Below are 19,098 nucleotides of genomic sequence, written 5' to 3'. Positions count from 1 at the left end.
GGCTTCCTGTATGGAGGGCGCGCTTGCGGAGGCTTTCCGGCATCCGCATTTTCGTTTCTCCAGAAGGGGCCTGGCCCCGCAAGGCACGACGTCTGAAAATGGCTCGGTTGGTGATGAAATTCGGCGGGACTTCGGTCGCCGACCTGGACCGCATCCGCAACGTGGCGGCCCATGTCAAGCGCGAGGTGGACGCCGGCCATCAGGTGGCCGTGGTGGTTTCCGCCATGGCTGGCAAGACGAATGAACTGGTGGCGCTGTGCCGTGGCGCCTCTTCGCTGCATGACGCCCGCGAATATGACGCTGTGGTGGCTTCCGGCGAACAGGTGACGTCGGGCTTGCTCGCGATCACGCTGCAGGCCATGGGCATCGATGCCCGATCCTGGCAGGGCTGGCAGCTGCCGATCCTCACCGATCAGGCCCATGGCGCCGCCCGCATCCAGTCGATCGACGGCAGCCGCGTCATCGCGCAGATGGAAGAGGGGCGCGTCGCCGTGATCGCCGGCTTCCAGGGCATGGCGCCGGATGGCCGCATCTCGACGCTGGGCCGTGGCGGTTCGGACACGTCGGCAGTGGCGATTGCCGCGGCCATCCAGGCCGACCGTTGCGACATCTACACCGACGTCGACGGTGTCTACACCACCGATCCGCGCGTGGTGCCCAAGGCCCGCCGGCTTGCCAAGGTGTCGTTTGAGGAGATGCTCGAGATGGCGTCCCTCGGCTCCAAGGTGCTGCAGGTACGCTCGGTCGAGCTCGCCATGGTGCACAAGGTGCGCACCTTCGTTCGGTCTTCCTTCGAAGACCCCAACAATCCCAAGACCCAACCGAACGGCGACCCGTTCGGAACGCTCATTTGCGACGAGGACGAGATCGTGGAACAGGAAGTCGTCACGGGTATCGCTTATTCCAAGGACGAGGCGCAGATTTCCATTCGCCGCGTTCCCGACAAGCCGGGCGTGGCGGCTGCGGTCTTCGTGCCGCTGGCCGAAGCCAACATCAACGTGGACATGATCGTCCAGAACATCTCGCCCAACGGGACCGAGACCGACATCACCTTCACGCTGCCGGCGATCGACTACGAGCGCGCCGTGGCGGTGCTGACGGCCAAGAAGGCCGAGATCGGCTACGAGAGCTTTGAAGGCACCACCGGCATGTGCAAGGTGTCGGTGATCGGCGTCGGCATGCGCAGCCACGCAGGTGTCGCCGCGCGGGCCTTCCGCTCGCTGTCGAGCAAGGGCATCAACATCCGTGCGATCACCACCTCGGAGATCAAGATCTCCGTGCTGATCGACGAAGCCTATACCGAACTGGCGGTTCGCACCCTCCATTCGGAGTATGGCCTCGACAAGGCTTGATTTTGTAGAGTGAAGCCAATTCACTAAGGTCGTCGGGCAGGTCAGCTCGATGGCCTGATTCTCGAAGATGCTGATCCGGCGGCATGAGGCCGCCGGGCGGCGACCACTCAGGATGCGGATGATGCGGGGGGCACTGTCTGGACCGCGCGTGCTGTTGCGCCGCCTCCGCGAAGTGATGGCGGAGCCGATCAGTGCGCAAGGTCGGCTCGACAAGATCGTTCAGACCATCGCGGCCAACATGGTCGCGGAGGTGTGCTCCCTTTACGTCCTGCGCGCCGATGGCGTCCTCGAACTCTTCGCCACCGAAGGCCTCAACCGCGAGGCCGTGCACAAGGCCAGCCTGAAGCTCGGCCAGGGCCTCGTCGGCATGATCGCCGCCGAAGCCAGCGTGCTCAACCTGCCGGATGCGCAGGAACATCCCGCCTTCTCCTACATTCCCGGCACCGACGAAGAGGCCTACCACTCCTTCCTCGGCGTGCCGATCCTGCGCGCCGGCCGCACGCTCGGCGTGCTCGTCGTGCAGAACCGGGCCCGCAAGAGCTATTCCGATGAAGAGGAAGAGGCGCTCCAGACCACGGGCATGATCATCGCCGAGATCATCGCCTCCGGTCAGGTGTCGGGCCTCGCCTCGGCGCAGCAGACGGTGCTCGATCTGGCGCGGCCCATGCATCTTGAGGGCTCGGCGCTGTCGGACGGCGTCGGCCTCGGCCATGTGGTGCTGCACGAGCCGCGCGTGGTGGTGACCAATTTCATCGCCGAGGATCCCGACAAGGAAGTCCAGCGCCTCAACTCGGCCATCGCCAACCTGCGCCTGTCGATCGACGACATGATCGAGCGCGGCGAGGTGGCCCATCACGGCGAGCATCGCGATGTGCTGGAAGCCTATCGCATGTTCGCCTATGACCGCGGCTGGGCCCGGCGCATGGAAGAGGCGATCCTGCGCTCCGGCCTCAGCGCCGAGGCGGCGGTCGAGCGCGTGCAGTCCGACACGCGCGCCCGCATGCAACGGCAGACCGACCCTTACCTCCTCGAGCGCCTGCACGACTTCGACGATCTCACCTATCGCCTGCTGCGCGAGCTGATGGGCAAGACCGGCAAGGACAAGGCCCTGCCGGACAACGCCATCATCGTCGCCCGCACCATGGGCGCGGCCGAGCTGCTCGATTACGACCGCACGCGCCTGCGCGGCCTGGTGCTGGAAGAAGGCGCGGCCACCAGCCATGTGGCCATCGTCGCGCGCGCCCTGTCGATCGCCACCGTCGGTCAGGTGCCCAATGTGGTGTCGCTGGCCGAAAACGGCGATTCCATCATCGTCGACGGCGAGTCCGGCTTCGTGCACCTGCGCCCGCCGGGCGACGTGGAGCAGGCCTATGTCACCAAGGTGCGCTTCCGCGCCCGCCGGCAGGAACGCTATCGCCAGCTGCGCTTCAAGGAGCCGGTGACGCTTGATGGCACGCGCATCGCGCTCAACATCAACGCCGGCCTGCTGTTCGACCTGCCGCATTTCGACGAGTCCGGAGCCGATGGCATCGGTCTGTTCCGCACCGAGCTGCAGTTCATGATCGCCTCGGCCTTCCCCAAGCTCGGCCAGCAGACGGAACTCTATTCGCGCATTCTCGATGGCGCCGGTGGCCGGCCCGTCACCTTCCGCACGCTGGACATCGGCGGCGACAAGGTGCTGCCCTATCTTACCCGCTCGGTGCAGGAAGAGAACCCGGCCATGGGCTGGCGTGCCCTGCGCCTCGGGCTCGACCGGCCGGTGATCCTCCGCACGCAGGTGCGCGCCATCCTCAAGGCCGCTGCCGGGCGCGAGGCCAAGATCATGTTCCCGATGGTCAGCACCGTCGACGAATATCGCCGTGCGCGCGAAATGGTGCATCGCGAGCTCGCTTTCCTCGCCAAACACAATTACACGCCGCCCTCGCAGCTGAAGCTCGGCGCGATGATCGAAGTGCCCTCGCTGTTGTTCGAGATCGACGAACTGATGGGCGAGGTGGACTTCGTGTCGGTCGGCTCCAACGATCTGTTCCAGTTCATGCTGGCGGTGGACCGGGGCAACGCCAAGGTCTCCTCGCGCTTCGATCCGCTGTCGGCGCCCTTCATGCGCGCCCTGCGCGTCATTGCCTCCAAGTCGGCGGAATATGGCAAGCCGGCGACGCTCTGCGGCGAACTGGCGGGCACCCCCCTGTCAGCCATGGCCTTGATGGCGATCGGGTTCCGCTCCATATCCATGGCCGCGACCTCGATCGGCCCGGTCAAGGACATGATCCGTTCGGTCAACCTTGGCGAACTGAGGGCTGTGATCGAGCCGGCGCTCGCCGGGCGCGAGGGACTGCCGCTGCGCAAGCTGCTGCAGGATTTCGCCGAAGCCAACGACATCCCGCTCAACTAGATTCACGTGATGAACAGTTTTGATTCCCGGCTGGAAGCGCTCCTCGACCGCTTCGCGATCATCGAAGCGCGCCTGTCCGGCGGCCCCGATTCGGAGACCTTTGTCCGGCTGTCGCGCGATTATGCCGAGCTTGAGCCGCTGGTGGCGCGCATCCGGGCCTTGCGCGCGGTCGAGAGCGAACTCAATGACCTCGACCACCTCCTTGACGACGCCGAGACCGACGCCGAAATGCGCGCCATGGCCAGCGAGGAGCGGCCCGAGGTCGAGGCGCGGCTCGGGGAGATGCGGCACGCCATCCGTCTCGCCCTCCTGCCGAAGGATCGCGCCGACGACCTCGGCGCCATCATGGAAGTGCGCGCCGGCACCGGCGGCGACGAGGCGGCGCTGTTCGCCGGCGATCTCTTCCGCATGTACCAGCGCTATGCGGAAGCACGCGGCTGGCGCGTGGAAGTCCTCTCGGCGTCGGAAGCCGAACTCGGCGGCTACAAGGAAATCATTGCCTCGCTGACGGGGCAGGGCGTGTTTGCGCGCATGAAATTCGAATCCGGCGTGCACCGGGTGCAGCGCGTGCCGGCCACCGAATCTTCGGGCCGCATCCACACTTCGGCCGCCACCGTGGCGGTGCTGCCCGAGGCCGAAGAGGTGGATATCGCCATCGACGAAGGCGATCTCAGGGTCGACACCTTCCGTGCGTCGGGCGCCGGCGGCCAGCATGTCAACACCACCGACAGCGCCATTCGCATCACCCATGTGCCCACCGGCATCGTGGTCGCCTGTCAGGACGAGCGCTCGCAGCACAAGAACCGCGCCAAGGCCATGAAGCTGCTGCGCGCTCGCGTCTACGAGCAGGAGCGCGAGCGGGCCGACAGCGAGCGGGCGGCGGAGCGGCGCGGTCAGGTGGGCTCGGGCGATCGTTCGGAGCGCATCCGCACCTATAATTACGGACAGGGCCGCGTCACCGACCATCGCATCAACCTCACGCTCTACAAGCTGCCGGCGGTGATGGAGGGCGATCTCGACGAAGTCATCGACGGTCTCATCACCGATCATCAGTCGCGCCTTCTGGCCGAAGCCGAAGCATGAGCGAGACGCCGATCACGCTCGACCAGCTGCTTCTGCGCCTGCGCCTGTCGCTGCAGGATGCCGGTCTGGCAATGGCCGCACTTGAAGCGCGCATGTTGCTGGAGGCGGCGGCCGGGCTTGATCGCGTGCGTCTGGTTGTCGAGGGCGGCTCGCCGGCCACAGCCGATGTGGTTGCTCGCGCGCAAGGGTATCTTGCGCGCCGCCTTGCCGGAGAGCCGGTCGGGCGCATCATCGGTTCGCGCGAGTTCTACGGCCTCGACTTCGAACTTGGCCCGGATACGCTCGAGCCGCGTCCGGATACCGAGACGCTTGTGGACGTCGTTGTCAGGCGCGTGCGAAGCGGGGCTGTTCCGGGCGTTGCCGCCGACGGCACCGGCCTGCGCTTTGCCGACATCGGCACGGGCACCGGGGCCATCGCGGTCACGCTGCTCACGGAACTGCCGGGGGCTCAGGCGGTTGCCACCGATCTCGCACCCGGCGCCATCGAGGTGGCCCAGCGCAATGCGGCCCGCCATGGTGTTGCCGAGCGGCTGGATTTTCGTCCTGGCTCCTATCTCGAACCGCTCGATGGTCGCTTCGGGATGATCCTGTCCAATCCGCCCTATATTGCGAGCGCCGTGGTCGACACCCTGTCGCCGGAGGTGCGCGACCATGACCCGCGTCTGGCGCTCGACGGCGGCGCCGACGGCCTCACGGCCTATCGGGCGCTGACGGACGGCGCTACGGCTCTGCTTGTGCCGCGGGGGATGCTTGTGGTCGAAATCGGTTTTGACCAGGGTGAGACGGTGAAAGCCCTCTTCGAAGCGGCAGATTTGCGTGAAATCGAAGTCCTTTCCGACCTTGGTGGGCTTGATCGTGTGGTTTTGGGAGTGCGTGCTTGCGGATAACAGTGCATTTTTTGCAGCATTTCTACGCGGATGTAAAAAATGTCCTTGGAAAATGGCGAGGGAACCGGTAGTTTCAGCTCGAAAATTGGATAGTTCGGACGCAAGAAGCGTCGTGCGCAAAAAGGGACGCGATTTTGCGCACAGGTCTCAGGCCCCATTAAAAAAGGGCTCAGGCCAGCATTTCCGCAAAAGTGTCTTCATTTTTGCGTGTTACGCCTCTAGCGTTGCGAAGCCGTTTTCAAGAGGAACGATCTGCGACACGGCAGATTGTCGCTGATGGACAGTTGAGACCGTTGCCGGAAAGGCTTGGTCGTTCATGCCCGTCGTATCCTCTGATAGTCTGACACGAAATTCGCTGCGGTGCGGCAGATGCCCACGGCAGTTGAGGTTCCGATCAGGCCTGAACCCGTTCTCGTACTGACAGATCGTTGAGGGTGAAGCTTGGCGCGCCGGCCGTGGTCGCAAGAAACGCGAACGGCGGGCAGACGCGAACAGATGAGATCAAGCGAACAGTTCCGATGGTATCAGCCCCTGACCCGAAGCTGGGTCCGCCTGGGGCGTCGAAAGGGTGCGGCTGTTCGGTTAACCCGCGGATACAAGAGATAGCGGATATATGAGACAGAATCAGCAGAACAAGCAGCGGATGCGCGGTCGCCAGAACCGCAAGGTTCCCAACCCGTTGACCCGGTCCTTCGACAGCAACGGTCCCGACATCAAGATCCGTGGGACGGCGCTGCACATCGCCGAGAAATACACGCAGTTGGCGCGCGACGCGTCTTCCTCCGGTGATCGCGTGATGGCGGAGAACTATCTGCAGCACGCTGAGCACTACTACCGGATCATCGCCTCCGCCCAGGCTGCCCAGACGGCAGCCGCGCTCGGTCGCGAGGACGAGGAGACCGATGACGATTTCGAGCCGATGGGGTCGGATCGCTTCGAGCCGCGCCAGATCGAGATCAAGACTCCCGGTCAGTTCGAAGGCAATCGCCAGCCGTCTGAAGTCCGTCCCGAGCGCGAAGGCGGCTACCAGCCGCGTGAACCGCGCGAGCAGGGCGATCGTCCCGAGCGCGGCGAGCGCAACGAACGCTACCAGCAGGATCGCAACAACGGCGACCGTGGCGAGCGGAACAACACCAACGGCGACCGTAGCAACGGCGACCGTAACAACGGCGATCGCAACAATGGCGAACGGCAGGACAATCGCGACTATCGCCGCGACGGCCGCCGTCAGCGCTTCGACCGCTTCGGTCGCGACCGCGACCGTGGCGATCGCAATGGCCAGCCGGACCAGCGTCCCGAGCGCCAGGATCGTCCGGAGCGTGCCGCGCCGATGATCCAGCCGAGCTTTGCCGACGCGCCGCAGCCCGACGTGAGCTTCCCCGATGTGCCGCAGCCGGTGCTGGTGAAGGACCGTCCGGTGGTTCATGTGGCGTCGACCACGCCGCATGTGCCGGCGCCGGCGGTTGCTCCGGCTCCTGCCCCGGCCCCCGTCGCTGAGGCCGCTCCGGCTCCCGCGCCCGTGCGTGAAGCGGCTCCAGAAGCTGCGTCGGCCGAGGGCGAAGGCGCCGGTGAGCGCAAGCGCACCCCGCGTCGCCGCGCGACCACGGTTGGCGTCTCGCCTGACGCCGATGTGGTGCCGCCGCGTCCGCGTGCCGCCCGTCGGCCACGCGTGAGCGCCGAGAAGGCCCCGTCGGACGAATAATTCGATCGTTGTTTCAGCCCCCGCCGGGAGACCGGCGGGGGCTTTTGCATGTTGGAGGGCATGCAGGAGCTGGAGGCTTTGGGGGAAGTGGTCTCAAGGTTTTTCGCGCCTGTCCTTCTGTTGACGGCGCTATGGTGGAGTGGCCCTGTTCGGGCGGCGCCGATCGAGGGTGTGTGGAAGACCGAATCGGGGGCTTCGGCGGCGCTCTATGCCTGCGGCCGCGTGTTCTGCATTCGCCTGATCGACAGTCCCTTTGCCGGCACGGTGATTGCCGACGATCTTTCACCTGGCAGCGGTGGTTATGCGGGGTCGCTCAAGGACCCGGTCAGCGGCCGTGTCTATCGCGGACTGGCGTCGCTCGACGGCGCCGATCGGTTGACCCTGCGCGGTTGTGCCTACACGATCTTCTGCGGCACCCAGCACTGGACGCGCCTGAAATAGGCGCAATCTCAACGTCATGCGGTCCTCGTCCCTGCACATTGGACCGTGTGGTGGAATTCGTCGGAAGGCGCCTCTTTTCCTTCGGGCCCGTCGCCCCCATATTGGGGCCGACGGGGATTATCCCCTGATGTCCAGGACGTTTTCCTCCGGGCTTCGGACGGCGGGAGACGGGCTGCGGAAAAGGATGTCAGACCCATGAATATCGAGAAATACACCGAACGGGCTCGCGGTTTCATCCAGTCGGCCCAGACCGGCGCGCTTGGCGCCGGCCATCAGCAGTTTCTGCCCGAGCATCTGCTGAAAGTCCTGCTCGACGATGCCGAGGGCATGGCGTCCGGCCTGATCACGGCCGCCGGCGGCCGTCCCGAGGCGGCGCTTGCCGCCGTCGACAAGGCGTTGAACGGTCTGCCGAAAGTCTCGGGCGGCTCGGGCCAGCTCTATCTCGCCGCGCCCACTGCCAAGGTGTTTACCCAGGCCGAGAAGCTGGCCGAAAAGGCCGGCGACAGCTTCGTCACCGTCGAGCGGCTGCTGGTGGCGCTGGCCATCGAGCCCGATGCCGCCACGTCGAAGATCCTCAAGGATGCCGGCGCGACGCCCAACGCGCTCAACACGGCCATCAACGAGATCCGCAAGGGGCGCACGGCCGATTCGGCCTCGGCCGAGAGCGGCTATGACGCGCTCAAGAAATATGCCCGCGACCTGACCCGCGCGGCGCGCGAGGGCAAGCTCGACCCGGTGATCGGCCGCGACGAGGAGATCCGCCGCACCATCCAGGTGCTGTCGCGGCGTACCAAGAACAATCCCGTGCTGATCGGCGAACCCGGCGTCGGCAAGACCGCCATCGCCGAAGGCCTGGCGCTTCGCATCGTCAACGGCGACGTACCCGAATCGCTGAGGGACAAGGAACTGCTCGCCCTCGACATGGGCTCGCTGATCGCCGGTGCCAAATATCGCGGCGAGTTCGAGGAGCGCCTGAAGGCCGTGCTGTCGGAAGTGACGGCGGCCGAAGGCGGCGTCATCCTGTTCATCGACGAGATGCACACGCTGGTTGGCGCCGGCAAGTCCGACGGCGCCATGGACGCGTCCAACCTGCTGAAGCCGGCGCTGGCGCGCGGTGAACTGCACTGCGTCGGCGCCACCACGCTCAACGAATATCGCAAGTATGTGGAGAAGGACGCCGCTCTGGCGCGCCGGTTCCAGCCGGTGTTCGTCAGCGAGCCGACGGTGGAAGACACCATCTCCATCCTGCGCGGCATCAAGGAGAAATACGAGCAGCATCACAAGGTGCGCATCACCGATGCGGCGCTGGTGGCGGCGGCGACGCTGTCCAACCGATATATCACCGACCGATTCCTGCCCGACAAGGCCATCGACCTTGTCGACGAGGCGGCGTCGCGCCTGCGCATGCAGGTGGATTCCAAGCCCGAAGAACTCGACGAGATCGATCGCCGGGTGATCCAGCTCAGGATCGAGCAGGAAGCGCTCAAGAAGGAAACCGACACGGCCTCCAAGGATCGCCTCGTCAAGCTCGAGCGCGATCTGGCCGAATTCGAACAGCGGTCCACCGAGCTCACCACCCGCTGGCAGGCCGAGAAGAACAAGCTCGGCCAGGCCGCCGATCTCAAGCGCAAGCTCGACGAGGCGCGCAACGATCTGGCCGTCGCCCAGCGCAAGGGCGAGTATCAGCGGGCCGGCGAGCTCACCTATGCGGTGATCCCCGGTCTCGAAGCCGAGTTGAAGGCCGTCGAGGCTGCCGGTGCGGTCGAGTCCATGCTCGAAGAGGCGGTGACGCCCGATCACGTGGCGCATGTGGTGTCGCGCTGGACCGGCGTTCCCGTCGACCGCATGCTGGAGGGCGAGCGCGAGAAGCTCCTGCGCATGGAAGACGAGCTGGCCAAGCGCGTCGTCGGCCAGGCGGAGGCGGTGCACGCGGTGTCGACCGCCGTGCGTCGAGCCCGCGCGGGTCTGCAGGATCCCAACCGTCCCATCGGCTCGTTCATGTTCCTCGGCCCCACCGGCGTCGGCAAGACCGAGCTCACCAAGGCGCTGGCGTCCTATCTGTTCGACGACGAGCACGCCATGGTGCGCATCGACATGTCCGAATACATGGAGAAGCACTCGGTCTCTAGGCTGATCGGCGCACCTCCGGGCTATGTCGGTTATGACGAGGGCGGCGCGCTCACGGAAGCCGTCCGCCGCCGGCCCTATCAGGTGGTGCTGTTCGACGAGATCGAGAAGGCGCATCCGGACGTGTTCAACGTGCTGCTGCAGGTGCTCGACGACGGCCGTCTCACCGACGGCCAGGGCCGCACGGTGGACTTCAAGAACACGCTGATCATCCTCACCTCCAACCTCGGTTCGGAGTTCCTGTCGAACCAGAAGGAAGGCGAGGACGTGAGCGCGGTGCGCGATCTGGTGATGGGCGTGGTGCGCGGCCACTTCCGGCCGGAGTTCCTCAACCGTCTCGACGAGATCGTGCTGTTCCATCGCCTGAAGCGCTCGGAGATGGGGGCCATCGTGACCATCCAGCTCAAGCGGCTCGAAGCCTTGCTGGAGGATCGCAAGATCACCCTGTCGCTCGACGACAGCGCCCGCCATTGGCTGGCCGAAAAGGGCTATGACCCCGTCTATGGCGCCCGCCCGCTCAAGCGGGTGATCCAGCGCCATGTGCAGGATCCGCTGGCCGAACGCATCCTCGCCGGCCATGTGCTCGACGGCGATACGGTGGCGGTGACCGGCGGCAGCGACCGGCTGCTGTTCTCTGAAATCCGGGACGTGCCGAGCGCGGCGTGATCGTCCTTTGGAGTGGCATGCGCAAGGAGGCGCCTGGCAAGGTGCCTCCGGCGCAAACGTGGTGAGGGGGTGACGGCATGCGCGTACGAGACGGCCTTGTGGTCGCTGGCGTCGTCATTGCCGGCATTGTCCTTGCCGCAGTGTTCAATGGCCTCAATGCGCGCGGCTGCGTCGACCAGCCCGGGCGCTGGCATTTCATGACGGTGGCCTGCGAGGGCGGCTCGGTCTGGTGGACCGATCACTGAACGCAGCGGCTGAGTACCCTCCGCCTTTGCTTCATCCGGCTCATAAAAAGGGCAGGGGCTCGTCGGCCTGTTCGCCGGCGAGCCCCTTGTCGTGTCTGTCCTCTCCCTCACGCCGCCATGACGGAGCCGATGAAGCGTTCCACCGTCTCGCGCAGGCGGGCGGCCTGATCGTTGAGGTCGTTGGAGACCGAGAGCACGTGGATGGCCGATTGCCGGGTGTCGCCGACGACGCGGGTCAGCGCGTCGGATTCCTCGGCGGCCGAGCGCGTGCCGTTGGCGGCTCTGTGCGCGTTGGCGGAAATGTCGGCCGTGGCCGCGCCCTGATGGCTGACGGCTGTCGAGATGACGTTGGTGGTGTGATCCACCTGTTCCATGGTCGAGGCGATCGAGCGGATGGCGCCGACGGCAAGATCGGTGGCGCGCTGGATCTCGGCGATCTGCGAGGCGATCTCTTCCGTCGCCCTGGCCGTCTGGCTGGCCAGACTCTTCACCTCGCCGGCGACCACCGCAAAACCCTTGCCCGCCTCGCCGGCACGCGCCGCCTCGATGGTGGCGTTGAGCGCGAGCAGGTTGGTCTGCTCGGCAATGGCGCGGATCAGCGAGATCACGTCGCCGATGCGCTCGGCCGACGTGGAGAGGCTGGAAATGGTGGTGTCGGTCTTGTGCGCTTCCACGGTCGCCTGCCGCGCCACCTTGGTGGCGTTCTCTGTCTGGCGGGTGATCTCCGAGATGGAGGCCGTCAGCTCCTCGGCGGCAACGGCCACCGTCTGAACGCTGCTGCTCGCCTGGCCGGAGGCGTCGGCTGCCACCACCGAGCGGCGATTGGCTTCCTCGGCAATGGTGGCCAGCGATTGGGCGGTCTTCTCCATCTGCCCGGCATTGCCGGCGACGGCGGTGATCGTGCCGGCGATGTCGCTGCGGAACCGTTCGATCAGGCCCTCGATCGCCTGCTGGCGGGCGATGCGCTTCTGCTGTTCGGCTTCGCTCTCGCTGGTAAGGCGCCGCCGCTCGATGGCATTGTCGCGGAAGACGCGCACGGCGCCCAGCATGTCGCCGATCTCGTCGCTGCGGCCATGGCCGCCCAGGTGCACTTCCGTGTCGCCATTGGCGAGGCGGCGCATGGCGTCGGTCAGCGACACGATCGGCCGGGTGATCAGATGGGTGAGGCCGAAGCCGACGACGAAGGCAAAGGCCAGCGCCAGAACGATGGCGGCCACCATGGCCAGCGACGCCGAATCGTGGCTCTTCGACGCCAGATCGGACTGCAGCTTGCTGATGGAACTCACAGCGGCAACCACGGCCTTGGCCTGGGCCACGGCCGAGTCGCGCGCCATCAGGAAGGCGCGGGTGCCGGACATCAGGGTGCTGAAGGCGGTCTTGAAGCTCTCGATGTCGGCAGTCGGGTCGGGGGCTCCCAGCTTGACGATCTTCTGGGCGGTCTTCTCGGCGGCGGCGACCAGATCCTGCACGACCTTGGCGGTCTCGTCACTGGGGTCCATGCGGTAGCGATCGGCCTTGATGGTCAGGGCGTCGACATTGTCGCCGAGCGTGATGCCCGCCGCGAACAGCTTGTTGGCACTGCGTGCGGCGTTGCTGGCGTCCTCGGCCTGCTTGCCGGCGGTGGTTACCAGCTCGGCGGAGGCCTTGACGATGGTGTCGGTGGCCGCAACAAAGGTGTCGATGGCGCCGAGGGCGTCCGTGCGCAGGCGGTCGATCTCCGCCTGGTCCGAGGCCTTGTCGAGCTGCGCCAGGATATTGGTCAGCTTGCTGACCTTGGTCGAGACGTCCTGCAACTGCGTCGTCAGCACATAGGAACTGCCAAAGCCGCTGATCTGCGCCACGGTGGTGCCGGCCTTTGTGGCATTGGCGCGGGCGGCGGCCAGCGTCGCGGGGGCCTTGCTGTTGGCATAGGCGGCCAGCTGCGATGACGCCTGCGCGGCCAGCCCCTGCGCCTGGAAGGCCAGTGACTGGAATTGCGCGGCTTCCAGCGCGTTGGTCTGCTGCGTCTCGGCTACCGAACTCTGGTCAGAGGCCTTCGACTTGGCATCCGTCTGCAGCTTTCCCGCCGTGTCCAGCAGCGCCGCGCCGGTCTTGTCCATGTCGGCGGCGGCCTGGGTGATCTTGTCGGAACCTGCCTTCAACGCCGAGATTGCCTGATGGAAGGAGGCGATGGCCCGCTGGGCTTGCTCAAGCGAGGTGCCGTCGGATTGTCCCAGGCGCTTGAGATCGTCCTCGACCACATTGAGGCTCTTCTCCGCCCGCTCGATGGATGCGTCCTCGCGCCATTGGATGAACTCGTTGACCGCGTCGACGGCGTCATTGACCTCCGAGAGAATGCCGGCGGACTGACCTGTCAGGCTCACGGCGACGCCCAGTCGGTTCAGGCCGTAATAGCCGACACCTCCGACAACAGCTGCAAGCATTGCCAGCGAGAACAGGCCGGCACTGATCTTGAAGGAGATCGATCCCTTGGGGGCAAAGGCCTTGAGCTTCATTCCCAACCCTATTCTTTGTGCTGTTCGTCCCCGATGGTCGTTCGGGGCAATGATCCCGGTGCAGCCTCGTCGAGAGGAGCGTGTTGCCATCCGGCCCCGCGGCAAAATGATGCCGCAAGCCGCAAGGTCTGGGAGGAAGGTGCGATTGCATGCTTAACAAATGATGGATATTGCGAATTCTACGGGTAGAATTTGAACAAATTTCGTTTTGCAGCGCACCATGCTATCATTTTGACTTGATTACATCATTTCCTCTCCGCGGCATTTGTGGATGCTGTTTTGGCCGTCGGGGGCCGCAATGCGGAGGCGGGAACTTCAATCGATTGATTTGCCGGGTGTTTTTAATACTCATCCTGAGATGTGCAACTCTTGAGAGGTTCCTGCACTCGGAGCTATTGCTAGGTTCCTGCGCGGGCCGTCGAGGCCAAACCGGCCGCCTTTGCGCCAAAATCCGCTGGTCCCGATAAAATCGTCGGCATTTTGCATGGTGATACTGGTCATCGCGGTCATTTTGCCCTATAGGAGGCGCCGCGAGGCGGCAGGCTTGGGTTTGCCGCCCCAATTGGTTTTCGTTCCCGCAGCGTAGTGCCGACGTTGCAGGAACAGGGCCGTCACCCTTCGTTACCGCGCTTGCCGGCGCGGTGCGCCCACTTTATCGGCAGCTGATCGGACATCCCGTGCAGGTATTGGTTCGCGACAACAACGTCGAACAGGCGCTTCGCGCCCTCAAGAAGAAATTGCAGCGTGAAGGCGTCTTCCGCGAAATGAAGCAGCGTCGCGCTTATGAGAAGCCGTCGGAAAAGCGCGTTCGCGAGAAGGCCGAGGCTGTCAGCCGCGCCCGCAAGATGGCGCGCAAGAAGGCGCAGCGCGAAGGCCTGCTGCCGATGCCCAAGCGTAAGCAGGGTCCGGTTCGCCAGCGTCCTGCCGCCGTGGCGGTCGAAAGCGAAGCGTGATCTTCTGCAGGCGCGCGGTGATCTCCGCGCGCCGCAGCCTTTTTGGAGAGCTACATCGTGGCCCGCAAACCCTCGGCGAAAAGCGAATTTGTGCTCTTCGATGTCGTCTATGACGACGGCAGCCAGCGGTCGAACCGCCGCGTCCCCCGCGAGATCCTTGATGGACTCGATGGCGACGAACCGGCTCGCGCAGCGCTGGAAGCTCAGGACCGGCAGATCGCCGAACAGTCTGGCCGCCCCATGGGCGAGATCAAGACCATTCGCCGCTCGCCGGTGTGACCTGACGCCCTTCTCGGCATCGCCAGCACACCCATCAGCACGACACGGCAGCCCCGTCGAGGGACTGTGACCGGTTCCGCATGGGCGGTCCTGTCACGTCCTCGCCGGCGGCCATCGCACGTCAGCTTGCCTCCGGACGGGATGGCAGCTTCTCCGGCCTCGCCGTCAGGGCAGCCACCGGCCGCGCGCGCCCTGCCGGACAAGAGCCTTCGGACCGACCAATCGCGTATATTTGGGCCGCAAATGCCACGGTTGGCCTTCTTGCTGTCTGCCTATCGCCTCAGAAGCTCTCGTCGTAGCCGAAATAGATCGGGTTGCTGAGGGCCACCATGTTGCCGCTCTGGGCCATGGAGTAGGGCACCTCGGGATAGGGCGTCTGCGGTCCTTCGATCTCGACGCGGTAATAGCTTCGCCCGCCGGCCTCGGGCGTGTCCGAGAAGCGGAGGCTGTCGCCTTCGATTTCGAAGCTCGCGAAGGCGTCCCGGTTCTTCACCACCTTCACCTTGTAGCGCATGCCCCGATAGCCGCCCACAAGGCGCACCTCGAAGGTGACCGGCTTGCCGGTGGCAAGGGCGTTGTCGCCCATCATCAGTTCCATCACCCCGTCGCCATCGGCGTCCGCCCAAAGCTCGACGCGCGGATTGTAGGGATTGGCGCTCACCGAGGCGCGGCCCCGCTCCAGAGCCTCGAGCGCGGCGGCGGCGGTCCGCTCGCGGGCAAACACCCAGGTGGTCGGGGTGCCCACATAGTTGGCGCTCGCTTCCACCGACTGCGGTGTTGTCAGCTCCGGCCGGTCCGGCAGGCCATGGTGGGAATCAGAACCGCCCCGGGCTCCGAGCATGCGGCCCGACAGCAGCATGTCGTCCCAGATCCTGAGGCCAGGGACATTCTTGCTCCACACGCAGCTGTTCCAGATCTCCACCGAATCGGCGAGATCGAAGGAATAGCCATAATGGTTCTTGGTGCTCGGGTGGTTGGCCGAGAAATGCACCCCGAGCCGCCGCTTCAGCGCCAGCAGGTCCCAGTCGCGGGCGTCGCGCGCATCGAAGACGGCCTGATGGTCATAGGGCGCGGTCGCCATGATGTTGATATGGCCGCGCGCCGCCGTGAGTTCGGCACCATAGAACAGCAGCAGCTTGTCCGAACGATAGTCGGGGTCGGCCCAGGTGTGGTGCGCCACGTCGCCCCAGACGTGAATGTCATGGTCGGTGACCACCAGATAGTCGAAGCCCACCCGTTCGGCGAAGCCGATGATCTTGCCGATCGGGTTGTTGGACGAATCGGTGGAGTGGCGCGAGTGCATGTGCCAGTCGCCCTTCAGCCAGAGGCCTTCACGATCTGGAGCGGCGAGGGCGGGAGTCGTATCAGGCATTCTCGTTTCCGTCTGATGCATCGGTATGGTCGTCGGCCCCTCTTCTAGAGCGCTTTCCAATCAGGTGGAATCACCTGATTGGAAAGAAGTCACTCCGGATTCAAAAGTGCGAGCTGCCGTTTTGGGCAAGGTTACGGGGCTTTCAAGCGGGCTGCGACGAAGGGGCGACATTGGCGCCAGGCTGATCGGCGCTGAAGTTCCATATCCGTGACATTGGCGCCGGGCCTTTCCTTGGGCGATTTGGCGCATTATCCTCTGGTCATGATTGAAATCGCGCCGCATATCCATCTCGACGAACGGGAGATTTCCGAGAGCTTCATCCAGGCTTCCGGCCCCGGCGGGCAGAATGTCAACAAGGTCGCCAGTGCCGTGCTCTTGCGCTACGACCTGCTCAATGCCTCGGGGATTCCCTGGGAGGTCAAGGTCCGCGCCAGCCGGATCGCCGGTTCGCGCCTGACGCAGGCTGGCGAAATTGTCATTCAGGCCCAACGACATAGAACGCAGGAGCGCAATCGCGCCGACGCGCTTGAGCGGTTGATCGGCATCCTCAAGGCCGCCGTCGAGCCACCGCGTCCGCGCATCGCCACCCGCCCCACCCGGGCGAGCCAGGTGCGCCGGGTCGACGCCAAGTCGCGCCGTGGCGCGGTCAAGAAGGACCGGCGCTCGCCGGGAATGGACGACTGATGACGGGCCATGTTCTCACCGGCGGCTGTCTGTGTGGTAGCATCCGCTATGAGTTTGACGCGAGCGAAGCCGTTGTCGATCTCTGTCATTGCGCCACATGTCGCAAATCCACCGGCGGCGCCACGGTCGCCTGGGCGCAGGTCAAGCCGTCCGCCTTTGCCCTCACGCGTGGGGTTCCGGCAAAATATCAATCGTCGTCAAAGGGTTGGCGGCATTTTTGCGGCCGCTGCGGCGGTCAGCTGTTCATGAGCGATCCGGCCGGTCACAGCATCGGTGTCACGGTTGGCAGTCTCGACGATGCCGACGCCGTCACCCTGTCAGCCCATGGCTGGGATGGCTCGCGGCCGCGCTGGCTTTGCCTTTCCGACGACCTGCCCCGCTATCCCGCCGATCCCCCTTACGACGAGGTGGATTGACTGTCCTCGGGTGGGGGCAGGGCGATCTCGCCGTCCTCCATGGCCTCGGCCACAAGGCTCTGGTCCAGCTGCTTGGAGGGCTTAAGTCCCAGTGATTTCAGCATTTCCGCCTGGCGAATCAGATTGCCTCGGCCGGAGGTGAACTTGGAGTAGGCCTTCTCGTAGCTGTCCTGGGCCAGCTGCAGGCCGCGCCCGAGCTTGTCGAGATCTTCGACGAATCCCACCAGCTTGTCATAGAGTTCCGCCCCGCGCCGGGCGATATCCTGCGCATTGCGGGTCTGCTGTTCCTTCTGCCACAGATGGGCGACCGTCCGCACGACGAAGAGGAGCGAGGAGGGGCTGACCAGCAGGATGTTCTTGGTCCAGGCCTGGTACCAGAGCTCGGTTTCCCGTGTGATTGCAACGAGAAAGGCCGGTTCGATCGGCACGAAGAGGATCACGAAGTCCAGCGAGGAGACGCCGTGGATGTCGTGATAATTCTTGGCCGAGAGATCGCGGATATGGCCTTTGAGGCTCTCCACATGCCGCCGAAGCGCGGCCTCCTTCTCGGCTTCCGTGCTGTCTTCGTTGGCAAAATCCTCATAGGCGTTCAGCGACACCTTGGAGTCGATCACCAGGAATCGCTCGCCCGGCAACTTGACGACGACGTCGGGCTGGATGCGGCTGCCGTCCTCGCGGGCGTGGCTTTCCTGGGTTTCGTAATGCAGCCCCTTGGTCAGGCCGGCCGCTTCCAGTACCCGCTCCAGGATGAGTTCGCCCCAGTTTCCCTGCGTCTTTGCCTGTCCGCGCAGGGCTGAGGTCAGGTTATGGGCGTCCTTGGAAAGCTGCTGATTGAGGTTGATGAGATTGCGCACCTGCTCGCCCAGCGCCGATCTCTCCTTGGTTTCATTGACATAGACCTCCTCGACCTTGCCCTTGAAATCGGCGAGCTGGGTCTTCAGCGGTTCCAGCAAGCCGCCCAGCGCCGCCCGATTGGTCTCGGCAAAGCTCTTGGACTTCTCCTCGAGTATGTCGTTGGCCAGCGCCTTGAACTGGTCGGACAGCTGCACCTTGGCTTCCTGCAGCATGGCCAGCTTCTCGGCGTGGCTGCGGCGCTCCTCCTCGGCGCGGGACTTGAGATCGGTCATTGCCACCCGCGCCTCGCCCAGCACGCGCTGCAGGTCATCGCGCTGGTCGCGGACCTGCTTGAGATCGGCCCGCAGTTGCTCGGCCTCGTCCGCCTTGGCTCTATGGTCGGCCGTCGACGAGGCTAGCCTTTCCCTCAGTTCCGCCTGGCTGGCCTTGAGGTCATTGACCTCCTGCTCCATGCGGCTGCGAAAATCGGTGAGCCCGACCCGCGCCTCTCCCAGATCCTGCTCCAGCCGCCGCGCTTCATTGTCCCGCTCTGACAAGGTCGCCCTGAGTGCGGCCTGTTCCGATTGCAGGGCATAGAGCCGCTCGGTGCGTTCGGAGAGATCGCGTTCGGTCTTCTCAAGGCGTCCGACTTGCTCCTGCAGGCGGGCCAGCTCTTCCCTTGCGGCGGCATCCAGAGCCTCGCGCGTTGCATTATGCCCCCTCAGCCAGATCGTGGCGCCCACTAGGAGCATGATCAGGCCGAAGATGACGGCATAAGATAGGAGAAGGCGGGGTTCGCTGGTGGCGAAGGCGGCGTTCAGGGTCTCAAGCAAGCTGCGAATCCACTCATATTTACGGTTTGTTCACCATAACCGGCTGCCGCGGCATTTGCTTGCGGATTTTTTGCCGGCATCGCCTGCGGCTCGGGCCGGGAAAACCGCCTTTTCCTAAGCTGCCTTATCTGACATTCGCATTTTCCCTCAGAAAAACAGGCGGATTTCCGGGCTTTTCAAAAGAAATGCACGGAACGCGCTTTTTTTTACAAAACCTCGTTGACAGTTCTGAGTGTGCCTTCTATAAGCACGTTCATCGACGGCGGCGCTGCGGCGACGGAGCGCTGACGGAGAGCTGTTGACCGGTGATTGACGATGAGTTGATCGGTTGGTTTGC

Annotated in this window: 16 protein-coding genes; 12 read left to right on the top strand and 4 right to left on the bottom strand. The window is 64.8% G+C overall.

Translation table 11 applies throughout. The annotated features are described in order from the left end of the window. Window positions 1-98: 98 nt before the first annotated feature. The 8 genes from L2I41_RS09075 (at window position 99) to L2I41_RS09040 (ending at window position 10,895) form a co-directional block, all read left to right on the top strand. A complete protein-coding gene (locus L2I41_RS09075; RefSeq protein WP_237153224.1) occupies window positions 99-1,352 on the top strand; it encodes an aspartate kinase in 1,254 nt (417 codons plus the stop codon). 121 nt (window positions 1,353-1,473) lie between these two features. Continuing rightward, complete coding sequence (ptsP, locus tag L2I41_RS09070; protein WP_237153223.1) at window positions 1,474-3,744, top strand: phosphoenolpyruvate--protein phosphotransferase; 2,271 nt, start codon at window positions 1,474-1,476, stop codon at window positions 3,742-3,744. Between the two features lie 9 nt (window positions 3,745-3,753). After that, window positions 3,754-4,827: a peptide chain release factor 1 gene (gene prfA, locus L2I41_RS09065; protein ID WP_237153222.1), complete on the top strand. Its 1,074-nt coding sequence runs from the start codon at window positions 3,754-3,756 to the stop codon at window positions 4,825-4,827. After that, complete coding sequence (prmC, locus tag L2I41_RS09060) at window positions 4,824-5,714, top strand: peptide chain release factor N(5)-glutamine methyltransferase (protein WP_237153221.1); 891 nt, start codon at window positions 4,824-4,826, stop codon at window positions 5,712-5,714. The genes prfA and prmC overlap by 4 nt, the downstream gene beginning before the upstream one ends. Before the next feature lie 613 nt (window positions 5,715-6,327). Continuing rightward, window positions 6,328-7,416: a DUF4167 domain-containing protein gene (locus tag L2I41_RS09055; RefSeq protein WP_237153220.1), complete on the top strand. Its 1,089-nt coding sequence runs from the start codon at window positions 6,328-6,330 to the stop codon at window positions 7,414-7,416. 48 nt (window positions 7,417-7,464) lie between these two features. Beyond that, window positions 7,465-7,857, top strand: coding sequence for a DUF2147 domain-containing protein (locus L2I41_RS09050; RefSeq protein WP_237153219.1), 393 nt, complete (start codon window positions 7,465-7,467; stop codon window positions 7,855-7,857). Window positions 7,858-8,052: 195 nt separating this feature from the next. Further along, window positions 8,053-10,650 carry an ATP-dependent chaperone ClpB gene (gene clpB / locus L2I41_RS09045; RefSeq protein WP_237153218.1) on the top strand — a complete coding sequence of 866 codons (2,598 nt, stop codon included), beginning with the start codon at window positions 8,053-8,055 and terminating at the stop codon, window positions 10,648-10,650. 77 nt (window positions 10,651-10,727) lie between these two features. Beyond that, window positions 10,728-10,895 carry a hypothetical protein gene (locus tag L2I41_RS09040; protein ID WP_237153217.1) on the top strand — a complete coding sequence of 56 codons (168 nt, stop codon included), beginning with the start codon at window positions 10,728-10,730 and terminating at the stop codon, window positions 10,893-10,895. Window positions 10,896-11,002: 107 nt separating this feature from the next. On the opposite strand, the gene L2I41_RS21525 is transcribed toward L2I41_RS09040, so the two are convergent. Further along, window positions 11,003-13,390, bottom strand: coding sequence for a HAMP domain-containing methyl-accepting chemotaxis protein (locus L2I41_RS21525; protein WP_304610549.1), 2,388 nt, complete (start codon window positions 13,388-13,390; stop codon window positions 11,003-11,005). A gap of 677 nt (window positions 13,391-14,067) precedes the next feature. On the opposite strand from L2I41_RS21525, the gene rpsU reads away from it, so the two are divergent. Beyond that, on the top strand, window positions 14,068-14,343 hold the full coding sequence (gene rpsU, locus L2I41_RS09030) for a 30S ribosomal protein S21 (protein WP_237153216.1): 276 nt from the start codon (window positions 14,068-14,070) through the stop codon (window positions 14,341-14,343). Window positions 14,344-14,400: 57 nt separating this feature from the next. Next, a complete protein-coding gene (locus L2I41_RS09025) occupies window positions 14,401-14,622 on the top strand; it encodes a hypothetical protein (RefSeq protein WP_237153215.1) in 222 nt (73 codons plus the stop codon). 280 nt (window positions 14,623-14,902) lie between these two features. Here the strand turns inward: L2I41_RS09025 and L2I41_RS09020 are convergent, their stop codons facing one another. Next, complete coding sequence (locus tag L2I41_RS09020; RefSeq protein WP_237153214.1) at window positions 14,903-15,994, bottom strand: CehA/McbA family metallohydrolase; 1,092 nt, start codon at window positions 15,992-15,994, stop codon at window positions 14,903-14,905. Between the two features lie 261 nt (window positions 15,995-16,255). Between L2I41_RS09020 and arfB the strand changes: the two genes are divergently transcribed. Together arfB and L2I41_RS09010 are read left to right on the top strand one after the other, a co-directional pair. Continuing rightward, window positions 16,256-16,678 (top strand): alternative ribosome rescue aminoacyl-tRNA hydrolase ArfB, encoded by a 423-nt coding sequence (gene arfB / locus L2I41_RS09015; RefSeq protein WP_237153213.1) that lies wholly within the window; start codon window positions 16,256-16,258, stop codon window positions 16,676-16,678. Beyond that, window positions 16,678-17,094, top strand: coding sequence for a GFA family protein (locus L2I41_RS09010; RefSeq protein WP_237153212.1), 417 nt, complete (start codon window positions 16,678-16,680; stop codon window positions 17,092-17,094). Before arfB ends, L2I41_RS09010 begins: the two co-directional genes overlap by 1 nt. On the opposite strand, the gene L2I41_RS09005 is transcribed toward L2I41_RS09010, so the two are convergent. Together L2I41_RS09005 and L2I41_RS09000 are read right to left on the bottom strand one after the other, a co-directional pair. After that, window positions 17,076-18,761: a DNA recombination protein RmuC gene (locus L2I41_RS09005; RefSeq protein ID WP_237153211.1), complete on the bottom strand. Its 1,686-nt coding sequence runs from the start codon at window positions 18,759-18,761 to the stop codon at window positions 17,076-17,078. The two genes, L2I41_RS09010 and L2I41_RS09005, sit on opposite strands and share 19 nt — an antisense overlap. Window positions 18,762-18,908: 147 nt before the next feature. Then, the coding region (locus L2I41_RS09000; protein WP_237153210.1) for a hypothetical protein at window positions 18,909-19,098 on the bottom strand (190 nt) is incomplete at its 5' end.

The sequence above is a fragment of the Oryzibacter oryziterrae genome, from assembly GCF_021864535.1.
GTDB classification, from domain to species: domain Bacteria; phylum Pseudomonadota; class Alphaproteobacteria; order Rhizobiales; family Pleomorphomonadaceae; genus Pleomorphomonas; species Pleomorphomonas oryziterrae.
This window is presented reverse-complemented; position numbering and strand designations above follow the sequence as displayed.

Excerpts from the sequence above, each read along its gene's own strand:
- L2I41_RS09010 (WP_237153212.1), top strand. The coding sequence starts at position 16,678 with ATGACGGGCCATGTTCTCACCGGCGGCTGTCTGTGTGGTAGCATCCGC.
- L2I41_RS21525 (WP_304610549.1), bottom strand. The coding sequence starts at position 13,390 with ATGAAGCTCAAGGCCTTTGCCCCCAAGGGATCGATCTCCTTCAAGATC.
- prmC (WP_237153221.1), top strand. The coding sequence starts at position 4,824 with ATGAGCGAGACGCCGATCACGCTCGACCAGCTGCTTCTGCGCCTGCGC.
- clpB (WP_237153218.1), top strand. The coding sequence starts at position 8,053 with ATGAATATCGAGAAATACACCGAACGGGCTCGCGGTTTCATCCAGTCG.
- prfA (WP_237153222.1), top strand. The coding sequence starts at position 3,754 with ATGAACAGTTTTGATTCCCGGCTGGAAGCGCTCCTCGACCGCTTCGCG.
- L2I41_RS09040 (WP_237153217.1), top strand. The coding sequence starts at position 10,728 with ATGCGCGTACGAGACGGCCTTGTGGTCGCTGGCGTCGTCATTGCCGGC.
- L2I41_RS09055 (WP_237153220.1), top strand. The coding sequence starts at position 6,328 with ATGAGACAGAATCAGCAGAACAAGCAGCGGATGCGCGGTCGCCAGAAC.
- L2I41_RS09050 (WP_237153219.1), top strand. The coding sequence starts at position 7,465 with ATGTTGGAGGGCATGCAGGAGCTGGAGGCTTTGGGGGAAGTGGTCTCA.
- L2I41_RS09075 (WP_237153224.1), top strand. The coding sequence starts at position 99 with ATGGCTCGGTTGGTGATGAAATTCGGCGGGACTTCGGTCGCCGACCTG.
- L2I41_RS09020 (WP_237153214.1), bottom strand. The coding sequence starts at position 15,994 with ATGCCTGATACGACTCCCGCCCTCGCCGCTCCAGATCGTGAAGGCCTC.
- arfB (WP_237153213.1), top strand. The coding sequence starts at position 16,256 with ATGATTGAAATCGCGCCGCATATCCATCTCGACGAACGGGAGATTTCC.
- ptsP (WP_237153223.1), top strand. The coding sequence starts at position 1,474 with ATGCGGGGGGCACTGTCTGGACCGCGCGTGCTGTTGCGCCGCCTCCGC.